21 protein-coding genes are annotated in these 17,840 nt (G+C 42.8%); 12 read left to right on the top strand and 9 right to left on the bottom strand.

Annotated features, from left to right (window positions below):
- Positions 1 to 232: 232 nt before the first annotated feature.
- Entirely contained in the window at positions 233 to 484 is a 252-nt protein-coding gene (locus IEE84_RS06585; RefSeq protein ID WP_191115314.1) for a hypothetical protein, read from the bottom strand.
- 364 nt (positions 485 to 848) lie between these two features.
- Here IEE84_RS06585 and pqqA point away from each other — a divergent pair, with 364 nt between their 5' ends.
- From pqqA to IEE84_RS06555, 6 genes are all read left to right on the top strand, one after another.
- Positions 849 to 923, top strand: a complete 75-nt coding sequence (pqqA, locus tag IEE84_RS06580; RefSeq protein ID WP_082894360.1) for a pyrroloquinoline quinone precursor peptide PqqA — start codon at positions 849 to 851, stop codon at positions 921 to 923.
- A 71-nt stretch (positions 924 to 994) separates the two neighbouring features.
- Positions 995 to 1,906 carry a pyrroloquinoline quinone biosynthesis protein PqqB gene (pqqB, locus tag IEE84_RS06575; RefSeq protein ID WP_191115313.1) on the top strand — a complete coding sequence of 304 codons (912 nt, stop codon included), beginning with the start codon at positions 995 to 997 and terminating at the stop codon, positions 1,904 to 1,906.
- A 42-nt stretch (positions 1,907 to 1,948) separates the two neighbouring features.
- Positions 1,949 to 2,707, top strand: a complete 759-nt coding sequence (gene pqqC, locus IEE84_RS06570) for a pyrroloquinoline-quinone synthase PqqC (RefSeq protein WP_114699972.1) — start codon at positions 1,949 to 1,951, stop codon at positions 2,705 to 2,707.
- Complete coding sequence (pqqD, locus tag IEE84_RS06565; protein ID WP_191115312.1) at positions 2,704 to 3,000, top strand: pyrroloquinoline quinone biosynthesis peptide chaperone PqqD; 297 nt, start codon at positions 2,704 to 2,706, stop codon at positions 2,998 to 3,000. The genes pqqC and pqqD overlap by 4 nt, the downstream gene beginning before the upstream one ends.
- Entirely contained in the window at positions 2,997 to 4,169 is a 1,173-nt protein-coding gene (gene pqqE / locus IEE84_RS06560; RefSeq protein WP_191115311.1) for a pyrroloquinoline quinone biosynthesis protein PqqE, read from the top strand. The genes pqqD and pqqE overlap by 4 nt, the downstream gene beginning before the upstream one ends.
- Positions 4,166 to 5,221, top strand: a complete 1,056-nt coding sequence (locus IEE84_RS06555) for a dipeptidase (protein ID WP_191115310.1) — start codon at positions 4,166 to 4,168, stop codon at positions 5,219 to 5,221. The genes pqqE and IEE84_RS06555 overlap by 4 nt, the downstream gene beginning before the upstream one ends.
- A 79-nt stretch (positions 5,222 to 5,300) precedes the next feature.
- Here the strand turns inward: IEE84_RS06555 and IEE84_RS06550 are convergent, their stop codons facing one another.
- Positions 5,301 to 6,215: a LysR family transcriptional regulator gene (locus tag IEE84_RS06550; RefSeq protein ID WP_191115309.1), complete on the bottom strand. Its 915-nt coding sequence runs from the start codon at positions 6,213 to 6,215 to the stop codon at positions 5,301 to 5,303.
- A gap of 175 nt (positions 6,216 to 6,390) precedes the next feature.
- Here IEE84_RS06550 and IEE84_RS06545 point away from each other — a divergent pair, with 175 nt between their 5' ends.
- On the top strand, positions 6,391 to 7,365 hold the full coding sequence (locus tag IEE84_RS06545; protein WP_224737946.1) for a 2OG-Fe(II) oxygenase family protein: 975 nt from the start codon (positions 6,391 to 6,393) through the stop codon (positions 7,363 to 7,365).
- A 160-nt stretch (positions 7,366 to 7,525) separates the two neighbouring features.
- Complete coding sequence (locus tag IEE84_RS06540) at positions 7,526 to 8,674, top strand: acetyltransferase domain-containing protein (protein ID WP_191115308.1); 1,149 nt, start codon at positions 7,526 to 7,528, stop codon at positions 8,672 to 8,674.
- A gap of 251 nt (positions 8,675 to 8,925) precedes the next feature.
- On the opposite strand, the gene IEE84_RS06535 is transcribed toward IEE84_RS06540, so the two are convergent.
- The gene (locus IEE84_RS06535) at positions 8,926 to 9,819 is read right to left on the bottom strand and encodes a LysR family transcriptional regulator (protein WP_191115307.1); all 894 of its coding nucleotides are present in this window, start codon (positions 9,817 to 9,819) and stop codon (positions 8,926 to 8,928) included.
- Between the two features lie 147 nt (positions 9,820 to 9,966).
- Here IEE84_RS06535 and IEE84_RS06530 point away from each other — a divergent pair, with 147 nt between their 5' ends.
- The gene (locus IEE84_RS06530; protein WP_191115306.1) at positions 9,967 to 10,842 is read left to right on the top strand and encodes an MBL fold metallo-hydrolase; all 876 of its coding nucleotides are present in this window, start codon (positions 9,967 to 9,969) and stop codon (positions 10,840 to 10,842) included.
- Positions 10,843 to 10,961: 119 nt separating this feature from the next.
- On the opposite strand, the gene IEE84_RS06525 is transcribed toward IEE84_RS06530, so the two are convergent.
- Together IEE84_RS06525 and IEE84_RS06520 are read right to left on the bottom strand one after the other, a co-directional pair.
- Positions 10,962 to 11,549, bottom strand: coding sequence for a 2-hydroxychromene-2-carboxylate isomerase (locus tag IEE84_RS06525; RefSeq protein ID WP_191115305.1), 588 nt, complete (start codon positions 11,547 to 11,549; stop codon positions 10,962 to 10,964).
- A gap of 64 nt (positions 11,550 to 11,613) precedes the next feature.
- On the bottom strand, positions 11,614 to 12,342 hold the full coding sequence (locus IEE84_RS06520) for an SDR family oxidoreductase (protein WP_191115304.1): 729 nt from the start codon (positions 12,340 to 12,342) through the stop codon (positions 11,614 to 11,616).
- A 102-nt stretch (positions 12,343 to 12,444) separates the two neighbouring features.
- On the opposite strand from IEE84_RS06520, the gene IEE84_RS06515 reads away from it, so the two are divergent.
- Positions 12,445 to 12,918, top strand: a complete 474-nt coding sequence (locus IEE84_RS06515; RefSeq protein ID WP_191115303.1) for a winged helix-turn-helix transcriptional regulator — start codon at positions 12,445 to 12,447, stop codon at positions 12,916 to 12,918.
- Between the two features lie 22 nt (positions 12,919 to 12,940).
- The gene (locus IEE84_RS13255; RefSeq protein ID WP_191115405.1) at positions 12,941 to 13,165 is read left to right on the top strand and encodes a zinc-binding dehydrogenase; all 225 of its coding nucleotides are present in this window, start codon (positions 12,941 to 12,943) and stop codon (positions 13,163 to 13,165) included.
- A 166-nt stretch (positions 13,166 to 13,331) separates the two neighbouring features.
- On the opposite strand, the gene IEE84_RS06505 is transcribed toward IEE84_RS13255, so the two are convergent.
- The 3 genes from IEE84_RS06505 to IEE84_RS06495 form a co-directional block, all read right to left on the bottom strand.
- Complete coding sequence (locus IEE84_RS06505; protein WP_191115302.1) at positions 13,332 to 13,637, bottom strand: putative quinol monooxygenase; 306 nt, start codon at positions 13,635 to 13,637, stop codon at positions 13,332 to 13,334.
- A 99-nt stretch (positions 13,638 to 13,736) separates the two neighbouring features.
- The gene (locus tag IEE84_RS06500) at positions 13,737 to 14,786 is read right to left on the bottom strand and encodes a zinc-binding alcohol dehydrogenase family protein (RefSeq protein ID WP_191115404.1); all 1,050 of its coding nucleotides are present in this window, start codon (positions 14,784 to 14,786) and stop codon (positions 13,737 to 13,739) included.
- A 126-nt stretch (positions 14,787 to 14,912) separates the two neighbouring features.
- Positions 14,913 to 15,776 carry an SDR family NAD(P)-dependent oxidoreductase gene (locus tag IEE84_RS06495; RefSeq protein ID WP_191115301.1) on the bottom strand — a complete coding sequence of 288 codons (864 nt, stop codon included), beginning with the start codon at positions 15,774 to 15,776 and terminating at the stop codon, positions 14,913 to 14,915.
- A gap of 231 nt (positions 15,777 to 16,007) precedes the next feature.
- Between IEE84_RS06495 and IEE84_RS06490 the strand changes: the two genes are divergently transcribed.
- On the top strand, positions 16,008 to 16,280 hold the full coding sequence (locus IEE84_RS06490) for a type II toxin-antitoxin system HicB family antitoxin (RefSeq protein WP_191115300.1): 273 nt from the start codon (positions 16,008 to 16,010) through the stop codon (positions 16,278 to 16,280).
- A gap of 132 nt (positions 16,281 to 16,412) precedes the next feature.
- Here IEE84_RS06490 and IEE84_RS06485 read toward each other — a convergent pair whose 3' ends face one another.
- Positions 16,413 to 17,594 carry an MFS transporter gene (locus IEE84_RS06485; RefSeq protein ID WP_191115299.1) on the bottom strand — a complete coding sequence of 394 codons (1,182 nt, stop codon included), beginning with the start codon at positions 17,592 to 17,594 and terminating at the stop codon, positions 16,413 to 16,415.
- Between the last annotated feature and the right edge of the window lie 246 nt (positions 17,595 to 17,840).

Here is a 17,840-nt window from a genome sequence, read left to right as displayed (position 1 = left end):
ATGATTAGTAAGCTAAACAAGCGGTTTTGTAACAGCAATTACTTGAGCATCTTCGAACCTGTTTTGTCTATCGTTGCAAAATATTGGTGGTTAGACAGATGAGCTTATAAATAGATAGTACAGATGTATTGTCAGCTAGAACAAGAAGTTGTAGACAGATGGCAGATTTTCATGAATAGGCTGTAAAACTAATCTGTATGTAGAACGTAACAGTCATTATATTGATAATGAGTTACAGCCCTACATCATCATGAGTAAGTGCCACTCTCTTTACTGAGACAGCGTACTCCCATAGATCACCTTTATCACAAACGAACTGGTCGTTATTGAAAGCTACTATAGGAACCAATAATTCGTAGTAACCATTATCTATGGTTGCGATAGCATAATCATCGCTAACGTTGCTGACAGCGCACCATACATAGTTGCTGACATTTTCCAAGATTGCTTTGGTTAACTCACTGCCTTGTAATTCAGCAATCATCTTCAGGCTCCAGTATCTATCAAGTTAATCTATTACTTTATAGGTAAATTCGGTTTTTGCAATATATCTGTATAACTCATAAGTTCTCGAAATACGCTTAACTCACTTCGAGCAGATTTTTTATAGTTATAATTTATACTCAAACTATTCAAAGATATTTTTAATCTTATGCTCGATATACTGTCTTTTCGGTATGATAAATAGGCTTTCATTTGTGCTATAAAAGACTGCTTAATCGATGCTCGTTAACGCTTTACTAACATCTAAGAAATTGACAGCGGGGGGCAGCTTATACTACCCTTTATCACTCATTCACTTTATTAATCTTACTTCTTAAATAGTAAGATCGTTCCGGAGTAATCCCATGCAGTGGACCAAACCAGCTTTTCAAGACATTCGTATCGGTTTCGAAGTGACTATGTATTTCGAAGCACGCTAAAACTTATTAGCACTCAATCCATTAAAAGCCCTAGATGATTAGGGCTTTTATTTTTTTGGAAATATTGATTTATGTATATTCACGTTTTAGGCTCAGCTGCTGGTGGCGGTTTCCCGCAGTGGAACTGTAACTGCGATAATTGCCACGGTGTGCGTCAAGGCACGATTCAGGCAAAAACCCGCACCCAATCTTCGATAGCCATATCAGAAAATGGTGTGGATTGGATCTTATTCAACGCATCCCCTGATATCCGCCAACAATTATTTGAGTTCAAGGTGGCACAGCCAGCACGTCAATTGAGAGATACAGGTATCACCAATGTAGTCTTAATGGACAGTCAACTTGACCATACGACGGGGCTATTGACCCTGCGTGAAGGTTGTCCAATTCCTGTTTGGTGTACTGACATGGTCTATCAAGATCTAACAACAGGATTTCCTCTCTTTAATATGTTAAAGCACTGGAATGGTGGCTTGCAATATAATCAAATTGATCCAGAAAAGACGTTTAAGATTGAAGGATTTGACAATTTAGAATTGACGCCTTTAGTGATTAGAAGCTCTGCACCGCCCTACTCTCCGCATCGCAATAACCCTCATGATGGCGACAATATTGCCCTGATTGTAAAAGACTTGAAAACACAAAAACAACTCTTTTATGCGCCAGGTCTCGGTAAAATTGACGATCAAGTGATGCAGATCATGAAAAGCTCTGATTGCGTGATGATTGACGGTACGCTCTGGACAGATAACGAGATGCAAGAGTGCGGTGTCGGTACGAAGACCGGCCAAGACATGGGGCATTTACATATTAGTGGTGAAGATGGCTCATTGCAGTATCTAGATCAGTTAGATAACGCTCGTAAGGTGCTGATCCATATCAATAATACCAACCCAATATTAAATGAACAGTCTGAACAAGCCGCGACATTAAAACAACATGGTGTTGAAGTAGCATTTGATGGTATGCAGATTGAGCTTTAAGACAAACGGTAAGGCAAAGATAGCAATCGTAAGGTGAGAACAATGCAAGAAGAAAACACAGCGCTAAGCCCAGAAGCGTTTGAACAAGCGATTATGGCTAAGGGTCAGTATTATCATATTTACCATCCTTTTCATATCATGATGCATGAAGGCAAAGCGACCCAGCAGCAGATCCAAGCGTGGGTCGCCAACCGTTTTTATTATCAGATCAACATTCCATTGAAGGACGCGGCCATTATGGCAAACTGTCCTGATCAGCGCGTGCGTCAAGAATGGATCCAGCGCATGATTGATCAAGATGGCGTCTATCCTGACGGCGGTGGTCGTGAAGCGTGGTTGGGTCTGGCAGAAGCAGTTGGTTTGACCCGTGAGCAGGTGATTTCTGAAGAGCTAGTCCTACCAGGTGTACGTTTTGCCGTGGATGCCTATGTGAACTTTGCGCGGCGGACGTCATGGCGAGAAGCCGCCAGTAGCTCCCTGACTGAGCTGTTTGCCCCGCAAATTCACCAGTCACGTTTAGAGTCATGGCCCAAGCATTACCCTTGGATAAAAGAGCAAGGCTATACCTATTTCCGCTCACGCTTGAGTCAAGCGCGCCGCGATGTTGAGCATGGTCTGACCATCACACTCGACTCTTTCAAAACGGTCGAAGAGCAAGAGCGCATGTTAGAAATTCTACAGTTTAAGCTCGATATCTTATGGACGATCTTGGATGCCTTGAGCTTGGCTTATGTGCATAATCAAGCCCCTTATCAAAGCGTGACCACTGACAATGTTTGGCATAAAGGATTGTTCAAATGAGTATACCTGCTAGTTTACCTGAGCTGGATCAATCCATCGTACCGGTATGGCGTCATGGCTATCGCTTTCAGTTTGAGCCAGCGCAAAATGCGTATGTCTTGCTCTACCCTGAGGGTATGATTAAGCTCAATGATAGTGCCAGCATCATCGGACAACATATTGATGGTCAGGCAACCATCGCTGACATTATCCAAAAGGTGCAAGCGATGTTTGGCGATGTGCCCGAAATCGAGCAAGACATCATCGAATATATGCTGGTCGCCCAGCGTGAACATTGGATTGATTTAGTATGACTGCGCCAGTCGGGCTACCGCTATGGCTGCTTGCTGAGCTGACCTATCGCTGCCCCTTACAATGCCCTTATTGCTCAAACCCTATTGATTATGCTCAGTATAAAGAAGAGCTAACGACACAAGAATGGTTTGATGTGTTTGATCAGGCGCGGCAAATGGGCGCGGTGCAGCTTGGTTTTTCTGGCGGTGAACCACTGGTTCGTCAAGACCTAGAAGAATTGGTCGCTTATGCGCACAATCAAGGTTTTTATACTAACTTGATCACGTCGGGTATGGGGTTGACCGAAGCTCGGATTGCGCGCTTAAAAGAAGCAGGTCTTCAGCATATTCAAATTAGCTTTCAAGCCAGTGATCCATCGGTCAACAATGCCTTGGCAGGTTCAAAGCATGCCTTTGAGCAAAAATATGAGATGTCACGTCTGGTCAAGCAATACGACTATCCGATGGTGCTCAACTTTGTGATTCATCGGCAGAACATTGATCAGATTGATCAGATTATTGATCTTTGCTTAGAGCTAGAAGCCGACACGGTCGAGCTGGCTATTTGTCAGTTTTATGGTTGGGCGTTTGAGAACATAGAGGGCTTACTACCAACCAAAGCGCAAGTGGTTCGAGCCGAACGCATTACCAATGAATACCGCAAGCAAATTGAAGAACGTGGTATCAAATGCAAACTTATTTTTGTGGTGCCTGATTATTATGAAGAACGTCCAAAGCCCTGTATGGATGGCTGGGGCAAAATTTTCTTAACAGTGGCACCAGACGGTACAGCCCTGCCTTGCCATGCTGCCAGACAACTGCCAATACAGTTTCCTAATGTACGACATACACCACTGTCAGATATTTGGTATGAATCTGCGAGCTTCAATCAGTTTCGCGGTGACGATTGGATGCCTGATATCTGTCAAAGCTGCCCAGATAAAGAGCGCGATTATGGCGGCTGCCGTTGCCAAGCGTTTATGCTGACTGGGGATGCCAAAAACGCCGATCCTGTCTGTGGCAAATCGCCTTATCACTACCTGATTGAGGAGGCACGTATCAACAGCGAGACGCCTGTACCTTTTGAAGAACTGCGCTTTCGCAATCCAAAGAATTCTAAATCACTGAGTAACAAGCAGCTGAATAAAGACAAATTGATTCCTACTCGTATGGTAACAGGTGAAATATGAATGCTAATACTAAGCCTCTCATATTTGATGGACATAATGATCTATTGACTCGCCTTTGGCTGAGTTCAGCTGCCGATCCGGTACATGACTTTATTTATGGCACGTTACCGGGACATTTGGATTTACAACGTTGTCAACAAGCGAACTGGATGGGAGGCTTGTTTTCTATTTTCCTGCCGCCCTATGCTTATGTAAAAAACAACCATCCTGACAAATTAGCCAACCCATCACATTCAGATTTTACTCCGCAAGAAATCGTCGATATTTGCTGTGCGCAATTGAAACTAGCCCAGCAACTAGAGGCAAGATCTGACGGTCAGATTCAGATTTGCACCTCGTTAGAACAAATTCAGGCCTGTCAGCAGAATAAGCAACTGGGCATTGTATTGCATTTGGAAGGTGCTGAGTTTTTGGCTATTGAGCCTGACCTGCTGGATGTGTTTTATGAGGCAGGACTCAGAAGCATTGGCCCACTATGGAATAGAAAGAGCCTCTTCGGTGATGGTTTAAATGCGTCTTTTCCACACTCTCCAGATACGGGAGCTGGGCTCACGACTCAAGGCAAAGACCTCATTCTTAAATGCAGTGAAAAGCATATGCTGATAGATGTGTCGCATATGAATGAACGCGCTTTCTGGGATACGCTAGAGATTGCCTGCCAGCCTATTGTTGCCACACATTCCAATTCACACGCTCTCTGTCAGCAAGCACGGAACTTGACCGATCAGCAGCTGGCTGCTATTAAACAAAGCGATGGTTTGGTTGGGGTGAATTTCGATGTGGCGTTCCTTCGTGCAGATGGGCAACGTAATACGCAAACTTCGCTTGATGTGATTGTCGACCATCTCGATTATCTGATCGACCATCTAGGTGAAGATCACGTTGGGTTTGGCTCTGATTTCGATGGTTGCCTACTACCTGATGAGTTATCTGATATCAGTCAAATATCTATGCTGATTGAGCGAATGCAACAACGTCACTTCTCAAATCAACTTATTGAAAAGGTAACGTCAAAAAACTGGTTTACGGTGCTTGATAAGGTATGGCAATAGTCATAATAATCAAGCAATTACTGTCTAGGGACTACTGTCTTGCTCGTCTGATCAAACAGGGTAACCATCAGTTTTCATTTTACCTTAATACCTGCTCTACCCGTTCAATCAAGTATTCTTTGACCGCATTAAACAATGGATCGATTAAGCGCCGTTCTGGACAAATCAAATATAATGGATAGTTGGCCACTTGCCAGCCGTCCAACTCTACCTCAACAAGTCTCCCTGCCTTTAAATCGCCGGCTATATCTAACTGAGACTTTAAGGCGATGCCTTTACCCGCCACTGCCCAGCGGCGTACAACGTCACCGTCTTTACTTCTGCGATTGCCATCCACGGCCACACGTTTAGTCTTTCCGGCTTTCTCAAAAGTCCACTCGCTCAAATACTTTTCATCATGCCCCAAACGTAAACAGTTATGCTGCGATAAATCTTCCGGCATTTTTGGGATACCGATACCCTTATCAATTTTGCTCAAATACTCCTTTGACGCACACAGTATAGGGCGATTATTCAACACTATGGGTAATGCGACCAGTGATGAATCTTTGGGTGCGCCATAACGTAGTGCCAAATCAATCTGTTGACCGTACAAGTCCACATAGCTGTCTGACATATGTAGCTGCACCGTCACTTTTGGGTGAATATCTATAAAATCGTCCAACCAAGGCAAAATTAGGTTTCGTCCCAAATCTGATGATGCCGACAGCCGAATGGTACCCGTCAGCTCAGCATCATTGTCATGTAGTCCTGCATAAGCATTGTCTAAGATAGCCACCGCATCTCGGCAATGCTTTAAATATTGCTCACCTTTACTGGTCAAACGCAGCCTACGAGTAGAGCGAACAAATAATACCGTCTCAATTTCCGCTTCTAATCGCTTGACCGCTGCACTCACAACTGCAGGCGACAGATCTAAGTGCCGAGCACAGGCAGATAGGCTACCTAAGCGAGCGGTCTCAATAAAAATACGTAAATCCTGCAAATTTTTCATCGTCATGCCTTCGTTCAATTAGCGTCTAACTTAGCAACCACCATCGCTTGCTGCTGCTAGCCTCATCATTATATAAAAATTATTGAAACTGTTTCTCTAAACCTGCTGATTATCAAAATCATTAATTATAGTAGCATGCACCTATAAGGTTTACTCACACATTTGGAGATACACGATGGATACTATAATACGGCCTACAAGCACACAGGATACTCAATACCCTAGCTACCATGATGGAGATAATCAACAAAGCGCACTACAGCAAGCACGCAACTTACCACTACCTTCAAAATCAAACATGCTTAGACGTGCACCATCGGTAGAGCATTTCTGGCATCAAAACAGCCAGTTATTAGAGCAAGCATGGGCAGAGTGGGAAACCACTGAGCATGACTTGCCTGTACTTGATGACTCATTATTTGATCCAACTCTACGTGATGCAGTGACGCAAGCATGGCGCACTCCTTCTACGGAGATGGCTGTTAAAAATTTATGGCAAGAGATACTACCTGACGTATATCAGGGGCAACTCTTTGACCCAGCACAACTATCAACGCTGCGCCGTTATCTGCAAGCAATCGCAGACGCTAATATCCCAATACGTCCTCCTTACGGTATTGCCTTGAACAGTAATGGCGCCATGCTAGATGCGCGCTCACTAGGCTATCTGGCCACCCCTAATTTTCAGGCGTTTTATCATAAAGTCATGAATCAATATATGCGCCCTATCGCTCGGTTATTATTTGCCAATGTTTATGGCTATGACACTCAGACCTTTGGGTTCTCTATTCAATACCAGCCGACAGGCGACACGTCGCTACAACTTCATACTGATGCTTCAGCGGTGACTATGAATATTAACCTAAATCTGCCAGGCGAAGACTTTACTGGATCAGAAGTTGACTTTGTCGATCGCCATTTAAGGCAAACCAAACGTGCCATCTTTAAACCTGGTATGGCGATTATTCATAGAGGCTCTGTGCCGCACGCCGCACATCCAATCACCAGTGGCAAACGTACCAATATGGTGCTTTGGCTGTATGGCGATAATATGCAAGTACCACGAGGAGTTGGGCTTAATAGTCATATTGATGCCAATCAACGTTGGACTGCTACGCACAGCCAGCCTGATAATTTCGCGCCGTTTTAACAGCGGTACGCTATCGTTAGATCAAACACAGCATAAAAGGTTAAGACAAGCATGAGTATCTAAATGACTGAGTACCTCTACGAAAATGCGTACTTAAATCAGTAATAGCTTATAATTGATATGTTATAATGTTTCATTTTAACTATACAAAGGCTATTGTATGGCGACACCTTTTCAACGGTTACAAGCGATTGACGCACTTCGAGGGCTTGTGATGCTCATCATGATGGTGGATCATGTTCGAGAGACCTTTTACTTACACCATCAAGTTCCTGATCCAATGCTGATACCAGGAACGGATGAACCCCTGTTTTTCAGCCGAATGATTGCCCATTTATGTGCGCCTGTTTTTGTGTTACTGACGGGACTGTCTGCTTATTTGTACCAACACAAACACAATAGTATTCAAATAACCCGCGAATTTTTAATCAAACGCGGGCTTTTTTTGGTGTTTTTGGAGCTGATTGTAATTAACTTTGCTTGGACAGCACAATTTCCACCTGATGTAGTTTACCTCCAAGTGATATGGGCGATTGGCTTCAGTATGATTGCGCTCTCAGCAGTTATTGGTCTGCCTAAGAAATGGCTGTGGCTACTGAGCTTAATAATTATATTTGGGCACAATTTATTAGATACCGTCTCCTTTGCCGACATTCCTATTATGCATCAACTGTGGCTGATACTTCATGAACGCGGCTGGATTGAGTTTGGTGAGGTGATTCGTTTTAGAACCTCTTATCCTGTACTGCCTTGGATTGGCGTTATCATACTAGGCTATTGTATCGGTACATCTGTGTTCGGTGACTCTACGTCTGTGCAAAAGAGAAATCGTACGTTATTTACATTTGGCATGGTGAGTATCGCGTTATTTGTGGTACTGCGGCTGGCCAATGTATACGGTGATCAAGCATGGCTGATGATGCCGACTCTGAGTGAAACCTTCATGAGCTTTATGAATCTCACCAAATATCCACCATCGTTACTCTTTATATTGTGGAATGTGGGTATAGGACTGATCTTATTAGTGATGCTCCAAAAAATTGAAACCAAATTATGGATAAAACCACTGGTAGTCATTGGTTCTGTGCCAATGTTTTTTTATATCGTACATCTCTATGTATTGAAACTGCTGTATGTATTTGCCGTTCAACAGTTCGGTATGACGCATGGGGAATATTTTGGTGTAAATGCCGTTAGTACACTTTGGTTCATTGCGATTGCACTGAGCATTTTACTGTATCCTTTAATGCGTGCTTTTGCTAAATTCAAACATAGTAATAAGCACATTACTATCCTCAAATATTTATAGCGATAGCTCCCAACGATATAGCGACTATATAAAAGACCAACAATCCTTTTAGCAGGCTTGGCCGTCCCATATTGGGTATATAGCAAAGTCTAGACATTATCAAATGGTCAATAAGCATCATTGTAACGTTGCTATTGACCGTTTGAGTTTTTGCTATAGATTTTATGACGTTTTTTAATAATATTTCTTATTAATCTACTTTATTATTTTTAAAATAGTATAAACAAACATTCCGATCTATCCATTACTTGCTACCAATAAGGCGAACGCTTTATTTCTTCGGCAAGAAAATCAATAAACTTTCTTTGTAGTGGTGTCACCTGCTTTCGATTAGCATAAACCACATAAACACCCAAGGTTTTGGGTTTCCATTCAGGCAATAACTCAATAAGTTGTCCAGATGCAATCAAAGATTTGACTGCGCCAGATGGCTGTAAACTAATCCCATGTCCACGCAACGTGGCAGAGAGCAAGACTTCAGAGATATTGGCGCTGATATTGCCAGAGATAGGAACAGACTCTGGACCATTTGGCCCATCAAACACCCATGCCGACCGTCCAAAATACGCAAATGATAGACAGTTGTGATGTACAAGCGACTGTACATCTGTAGGTCTGCCACGCCTTTGTAAATATTCAGGTGCAGCGCATACGATAGAGTGGCACTCACCGATACGTCTGGCAACGACATTTGGCTCCAAGTCATTGGTGATACGAATCGCTAAGTCAATACGAGCATCAACTAAATTGACCGAGTCATCAGTGGTAAGAATATCAATTGCTGTTTGCGGCCAGTGAGATACAAAGCGACCAACCACATCCATCAAAAGGCTATCAATCAGCGAAAAGCTGGCAGTGATTCGCAGCTGACCTTTTAGCTCCAAAGTGTTTTGATTGCGTATCTGATCCAACGAGTCGGTCAATCCAAGCAACTGGTACGCCACCTCAAGAGTCTGTTCACCAGGTGCAGTGAGGCTCAGACTTCGGGTCGTGCGATGTAATAAGCGCATATCCATCCAGCTCTCAAGCTCTGTCAGATAGCGCGTTACCTTAGCTCTAGACATGTCTAAATTGTCCGCGGCACGGCTCAAGCTACCTTGTTCAACGATCGTGACAAACACCTGCAACGCGGTCAGCCTATCCATCTCTTCATCCTTATTTGCGCGAAAACTGAAACAGTAAATACCGAATTATAGAGTATTTAAACGAAATACAATCGAATAGAATAGCTACTAACAACGAATGCCGCCATTAACGCGGTCTATTTACTCAAATGAAAATAAAGGTGAATTATGAAAAAATTAATGACAGCTTCTATGGCGGCCAGTGTGCTACTGCTTGCAACCCAAACAAACGCAGCCGATCTACAATTACAAGCATATAAACCTGATCAAAATGCTATTTTCCCAGTGGTTTCTGTGCTGGCAAGTGGCGAGAAAGATGCTATTTTGTTCGATGCACAGTTTAGTGTCAAAGACGGTGAAGCTTTGGTTGATATGATCAAAAAAAGTAATAAAGACCTAAAAATGATTTATATCACGGCAGGCGATCCAGATTATTATTTCGGTCTTCAGCCTTTAGTCAAAGCCTTCCCTAATGTGAAGATTATGTCTAGCCCTTCGATTATTGAGCACATTGAGGCGACTAAAGATGCAAAATTAAAGCATTGGGGTCCAATCCTTGGCAAGCATGCGCCTACCAAGATCACAGTACCGCAAACCCTTGATCAGTCTACACTGACCCTAGAAGGTCACAAAATTGAAATCAAGGAGATGGGAGCCCATCAAGCATATATGTGGGTACCAGAGTCAAAAACCGTTTTCGGCGGTGTGTCGGTAACATCAGGTATGCATGTATGGACTGCTGATACCCAAACTAAAGAAGCTCGTAGCGAGTGGATGCAATCATTGGAACAAATGAAGCAATTAAAGCCAAACCTTGTGATACCAGGTCACTATTCGGGCAACCTACTCAAAAAAGACTATGCTGTTGATTTCACCCTCAGTTACTTGAAAACCTTTGAGCAAGCACTGGATGAGGCAAAAAAGCAAGACTCTAAGCAATCAGAAAAAGTGATTTCTACCATGGAAGCAGCTTATCCTGCGTTATCTGGAGATACTAATTTACAAATAGGCAGTAAAGTAAATACAGGTGAAATGAAGTGGTAAATACGTACTATTAAATAAAAAGTATTATATTTTGCTAAGTCCGTTAGCAAAATACAAGTGTCAAAGTGCTGGCGTATGAATGCTTGATCAATCAGCATACGCTAGCACTTTTAATTATCTTAATCTCTCAAAGCATCTTCAACAAAGCTCAAACGGTCTTGACCAAAGTACATTTCATCATTTACGAAGAAACTTGGTGCCCCAAATACGCCTCGTGCTACTGCTTCTTCGGTACTAGATTTTAAACGCGCCTTAACCTCAGGCTCACTAATACGCGCCATAAAATCAGTCGCATCAATGCCTACTTTCGACAGAACTTCAGCCACGACTTCTGGTGATTCCATATTTAACTTTTCAGCCCATAGCGCCTTAAAGATAGCGGATAAATAACTCTCAAATTTGGGTGTCCCCAAATAAGCGGTAACACCGCGCATAAGCTGCATGGTATTGACTGGGAAAAATGGATTGAAGCGAAAAGGCACGTCATAGATAGCTGAAAAACGCTTCAGGTCTTTGAGCATATAAGCGCCTTTAGCAGGTACGGCAGCTGGTGAGGTGTTACCAACGGCTTGGAACACTGCGCCAAGTAACATAGGTCGCCAAACGATCTCGGCATTGTGACGCTGCGCGATACTCGCTAACTGTGTCCATGCCAAGTAGCTGGCTGGGCTACCCACATCAAAGAAAAACTCTACTTGTTTACTCATCTTGGCATTCCTTGCAATATATTAAAAATCCATTAAAATTTTGACGGTTATTAACCAGATAGGATTAAAAAGTTTCCATCCATGGGCGTAAATCTAGCTCATGCGTCCAGCTATCTCTTGGCTGACAGTGCAGCTGCCAATACTGCTCAGCGATATGTTCTGGATTTAAAATACCGTCTTGGTCTTTTAGCTCATAGCGCTCAGGAAAGTTGTCACGAATAAAATCAGTATCAATGGCACCGTCAATGATAGGGTGTGCGACATGGATGCCCTTTGGACCTAACTCACGCGCCATACTCTGTGCCAATGCCCGCAGAGCAAACTTAGCACTAGCAAAAGCTGAAAAACCTTTACTACCGCGTAAAGACGCTGTTGCACCCGTAAAAATAATTGTCCCCCTCTCACGTGGAATCATAACTTTTGCCGCTTCTCTACCTGTCAAAAATCCAGCCAAGGCACCCATCTCCCACACTTTTCGATAGACCCTTTCTGTCGTATCTAAGATGGAGAAATGAACGTTTGCCCCGATGTTAAACACCACTACTTCAATCGGCCCAATGTCTTTTTCAATATGAGCAAACAGCTCAACCATCTCTTGTTCTACACGCGCATCACAACCAAATGGCTTGGCTACTCCTCCAGCCGCTTCGATATCACTGACTAATGTCTCTAGCTTCTCAACAGTCCTTCTAGTCACGCACAAAGTAAAACCTTCTCGCGCAAAACGTCTGGCAACAGCACTGCCAGTGGCATCGCCTGCGCCGATTACAACTGCTACGGGTGCTCTGTTCATGTCTATTTCCTTATAGGTTCCTTTTTAGAACTAACAAAAACATAGCTTTATTTTTGGACCCTGTCAAGCTAACCTATAGCTTAAAGATAAAGGAGATAACCTATGCGCTGGGATGAACTGGACCAACAGTCTTGCTCGGTGGCTCGCACTTTAGCAGTCATTGGTGATCGTTGGACGCTCATGATTTTACGTGATTGTTTTTTGGGAGTCAGACGATTCGACGTATTTGAGCAACGCTTGGGCATTACACGCCATGTCCTATCTAACCGTCTTCGTAAATTGGTTGAATACGATATTTTAAAAAAAGTCGCCTATCAGCAGCGGCCGCTACGTGAGGAATATAGACTGACAGAGTGTGGATTAGATTTGCACTCTGTCGTACTGGCATTGGTCAGTTGGGGTGATAAACACATGGCTGATGAACGCGGGGCACCGCTGTTACATAGACACAAGGCATGTGGTCACATTATGCATCCGGTGACAGTATGCTCCGAGTGCGCTGAAGCCGTTACCGCACGTGATATTGAGGTTGAAATAGGTCCCAAATGGATCGGTAATGATGAAGTGAGTATTTAATATAGTAGCGGTTGATGAATAACTGGAGCTAGACATCAGAACACTTTATTTAAAAGACTTAACCTTTTACGGTTGTACTGTACTACAGCCTGAAGTATTCCAAAACCTTGTTAACTGTATCGAACAACGTAAAATAAATCCAATCGTGGCGTGTACCTTTCCATTAAAAGAGATACATACTGCTCAAGCGGTTTTCTTAGAAAAGAAACATGTCGGTAAAATCGTTTTGAACGTTGCTCAAGAATAATCATCGATCAATAGCAAACAAATAGCGTGTAAATGGCTTTGAATATTTTATTCAAAGCCATTCATATCTAAATCAATAAACGCTGTTTTGAAACATGAAAGTCAACCTTATCAGTCATGACTTTCAACCATTCATTTTATTGTTAGTAGCAGAATATAAATCAAATCTATGAGATAACTGTCATTTCAGTGACGACAAATTCATCGACCATCCCATCTGTTACTTGTACATAGCTCTGGAAATGCGGGCTTTGTACATGTTGCTGAAGACACTCGTTGTTTTCCCAAATCTCATAAACCACGAAACCGTTACTATTTGCATTTTCTTGATGTAAGTCATATTGAATACAACCTTGATCATCTTGTGATGCTGCTGTCAGTTTAAGCAGCTCAGTTTTAACTTGTTCAACGTGCTCAGGTTTGGCTTTGATAGTGGCGACGATGGTAAGTGGTTTGTTTGCTTGCGTGCTCATCTATTTATCCTATATTTGTTATTATCATTGATTTAAATAGGTCCAACGTGTCTGCTAAAAGCGTCACATTGGACCTATTAATCTAAATGGCGTTATGCGTTATGCAGACCAGCCTTCTAATACAATCTTGCCATGCGCTTGCTGTTTTTCTAGCATTTGGTGCGCACTACGTAGATGTTCAGCGGTGATAGCCCCAAGATTGTGAGCGACCGTGGTTTTGATCTCGCCTGCATCAATCAATTTTGCCACCGCATTTAATAAATGATGCTGTTCAATCATGTCTGGCGTATTGAACATTGAGCGTGCAAACATAAACTCCCAGTGCAGACTTAAGCTTTTGGTTTTAAGAGGGTTGGCATCTAATGATTTTGGATCATCAATCAGTCCAAGCTTACCCTGCGGCTTTAAGCATTTAATGATTTCTTCATAATGATCTTCAGTATTATTGAGACTCACAACATAATCTACTTCAGCAATACCTGTTTTTTGTAGTTCATCAGACAATGGGTTGCGGTGATTGATGACATGATCAGCACCCAAATCTTTGAGCCACTGCACGCTCTCATCTCTCGAAGCTGTACCAATAATCGTGGCAGATGTTCTTGTTTTTAATAACTGAGTTAAGATAGATCCAACGCCGCCCGCTGCGCCAATGACCAATACTGAGACGTTATTAGCATTCTCGCTACTATCGCTGTCATTCGCTGCGCTATCAGACACAGGCACTTGTAAACGATCAAATAACATCTCCCAAGCTGTAATCGTCGTGAGTGGTAATGCCGCTGCCTCAGCGAAAGACAAAGAGGCTGGCATGTGTCCAACGATACGCTCATCGACCAACTGATATTCAGCATTGCTGCCTGAACGGGTCAAATCTCCAGCATAATAGACGTTGTCGCCTACTGAGAATAAACTGACGTCTTCACCGACAGCCGTCACAGTACCAGCAGCATCCCAACCAATGACAGCATACTCACCCTCTGCGGCAGGACGCCCTTCACGGATTTTGTAATCTACTGGATTGACTGATATGGCTTTTACTTCTACGAGAATATCTCGGCCTGAAGCAATTGGCTTATCAAGGGTGATGTCTTGTAGCGATTGTTCATTATCGATAGGTAGATTGTTTTGATAACCAATGGCTTTGATAGTTTGCATAATATTGCATCCTGTTTTTAATGAAAAATTTTTTAATAATAAAATTTGAAAATATAGTTAGTAATGGTTTAATTGTTCGAAATTTATTAATGCTGCTAAATATAAGTCTTATGCACCTTATGCAAAAACTGACTGTAATACTGCCTGAGTCTGCTGCTCAAGCTCTGCAATGGCTGCTTTGTTTAGAGCATCAGCATGTGGTCGTCCAAACGCCCCTCTTGCATCGCCATGTGCGCCATCTGTTATATCGTTATCAAAGTATTTACCAGTATCGTTAGCGAACTCATTCGAGATGGCCAACTCCGTTAGGATATTTGCGCCCTTGTCTGCTGATGACCAATGCTGACCATACGCTTCGTTGGCCATTTTTGTGTTCAGCAGCGAGCCTGGGTTGACAGCGATGACATTGATATCGTTGCTAACGACTGTGTCGGCTAATGCCATACTCCACATGGTTAATGCCAGCTTACTTTGGGCATAAGCATCTTTATCATCGAGGCGGGTTTGACCTGCAAGTGCTTGATAAGATATTGACGCTTGCGCAGCTGAGCTTAAGTTCACAATACGCGCTTTATCAGACTGCTTGAGCAAAGGCAACAAAGCATTGGTCAGCTCATAAGGCGCTAGGTAATTGACTACGAAACGTACATCCAAACCGTCTTTCGTCATTGCTGATGCCGTGGTATAAATCCCTGCATTATTTATGAGCACATCAAGCTTGGTCAGTTTTTCATTGACGTCTGCTGCCATCTTTAGCACATCCGTTAGATCAGAAAAATCAGCCACAAACCCATCAATATTATCTACTGCTGCGCCTGTCGCGACTGCTCGAACTTCTGCAATGACGCTAGCAAGCTTGTCAGCATCGCGGCCATGCAAGTACACTTGGTGTCCAGCTTCTGCCAGTTTTAACGCTGCCAATTTGCCAATGCCATCTGTGCTGCCAGTGATTAAAATTGTTTTAGTGGTATTCAGAGTCATAAACCGTCCTTATTATTTGTTTGAATTATTTTTTCAGTTTTGGATACCTGCTCTATTTTATCCATCGTGATAGCGCTCATTGTAATGAAAGTGTTGTGCTTCAAACAGTAGCCATCACCTAAAACACTTTCAATATAATTTTGAAAGTGAGTTATATTTAAGGGGTTATTTAGAGCCTTATCTAAGCAATTTCCAGTTATACTTAGGTTCAAACTTCATGAGGAATGTTAAATGCAGTATCCCATAGCAATTACACCAAGCAATGAAACAACAGCTTATGGCATATTTATCCCAGACATAGTGGGTTGCTATTCAGCCAGCGATGAACGTGCAGATATCTTTAATAATGTTAAAGAAGCGATTATGCTCCATCTAAAAGGATTAATAGAAGATGGCGAAGCCATTCCTCTACCTACCGATAGTACTAAACATAAAGATAATCCAGATTTTGAAGGAATGGATTGGGCAGTAGTAGATATTCAGATACATGAGCTTTATGAATGACATCAAAGAACCACTCATGCCTGTCAGATATAATAAATGAACTAAAACAATTCACATAACAAAATGGACAAGTAACCTAACCATGAAAAATTGAAAAGACAATGAATAGAAAACTGCATTATCAATCTTATTTTAAGACACGCTATGCAAATTGGCGTTCGAACGACGTCCAGTTCTCAATATAGGCTGGCTAGCAAATAAGAAAATCACACCAACTAATGAAAATACACCAAAGGCGTAGAACGCAGTAGCAGCACCATACCGATCCACAATCAAACCAGTAAAGATGACGGGTACACTAAGCCCTATATATGCCATCAGAAAATAGCCTGCACTTGCACGTGCCTGCTCATTGCCGGCAGAGCGTGCGACTCCTAACATACCGCCCAAATAGACGAAACCATAGCAACTAGTACTGGCCAAAAATGCCGCCAAAAGAATGACTGGTAGATTGGCATTCAACGTCCCCCAAGCTAATAAAGCATAAGCTGGTAGTAAGATCAGAAGACCAAGCTTGCTTGAAACTTGAGGGTCAAGTTTTCGAGCGATTGGCTGAACGATCAATCCACAACTGATGGCTAACATAGAAGATACCCCTGCATACTTAGCGAGGCCATGCGTGGCCAGTACTGAGGGAATAACTGACAATACCAATCCTGTCGTCGCCCAACAAATCAAAATACCGCTGCCATACCAAATGACTTCACGGTTAAAATAAGGTAGCCGTAGCATAGAGGTGGGCAAATTAGTGCGTTTAGGTGCTGTCTCTGGTAATTGATATAACAAAAACATAGCGAACAGCCCGCTCGCTAGCAGTAAGAAAAAACTGGCTGGCTGATCGGTTTCATAAAGCATCAAAGAAACTGTCGTCAATACAGGGCCAAGACCAAAACCTATCGTTGTACTGGCCGTTACCCACGCTGTCGCACGCATCGTATCTGATGAACCAAGCAGCTCAATCATATAGGCCGTCGCCGTAGCAGCCATCAGAGCCGTTCCCACACCCAGTACGAATCGTGCTACTGCTAATGCTCGCGTATATGGATAAAACAACATAAGAGCCGTCGCTGCTATCGATAGGGCTAGAGAGATTAAAATCACCTTGCGCCGTCCGATGCGATCAGACAATCCGCCAAAAGCTAACAATACAGGTATGACGCCTAATACATAAAAGGAAAACGCTATCGTAGTTGCTAGTACGCCATAGCCATCATTGTGTGCGTAAACGGCATAAAGCGGCCCTTGGATATTGACGCTTGTCGTTATCACACATAAGGCAAAGGCCAGATATTTATTATATTTTTTAGTGGTCATATATCGCTGCTTTTTGAAGAACAATCGTTGAATTGACTGAGGTTAATGCGGTTCACAATAGAATCACACCTACCTCCACATCGTTTACGTTCAATGATTAAAACAAAAGCACAGTAGGTTATCTATATACAATACAGTACAATTAGACAGAACTGTTTGGTCTATAAAACCCATACAGTTGGGATATCCTACCCATATATCGTCATAGCTGTAACCTTGAGATAAGACCTTCATAAAAGCCGCCCT

The organism is Psychrobacter sp. 28M-43 (genome assembly GCF_014770435.1).
Classification (GTDB): domain Bacteria; phylum Pseudomonadota; class Gammaproteobacteria; order Pseudomonadales; family Moraxellaceae; genus Psychrobacter.
This window is presented reverse-complemented; position numbering and strand designations above follow the sequence as displayed.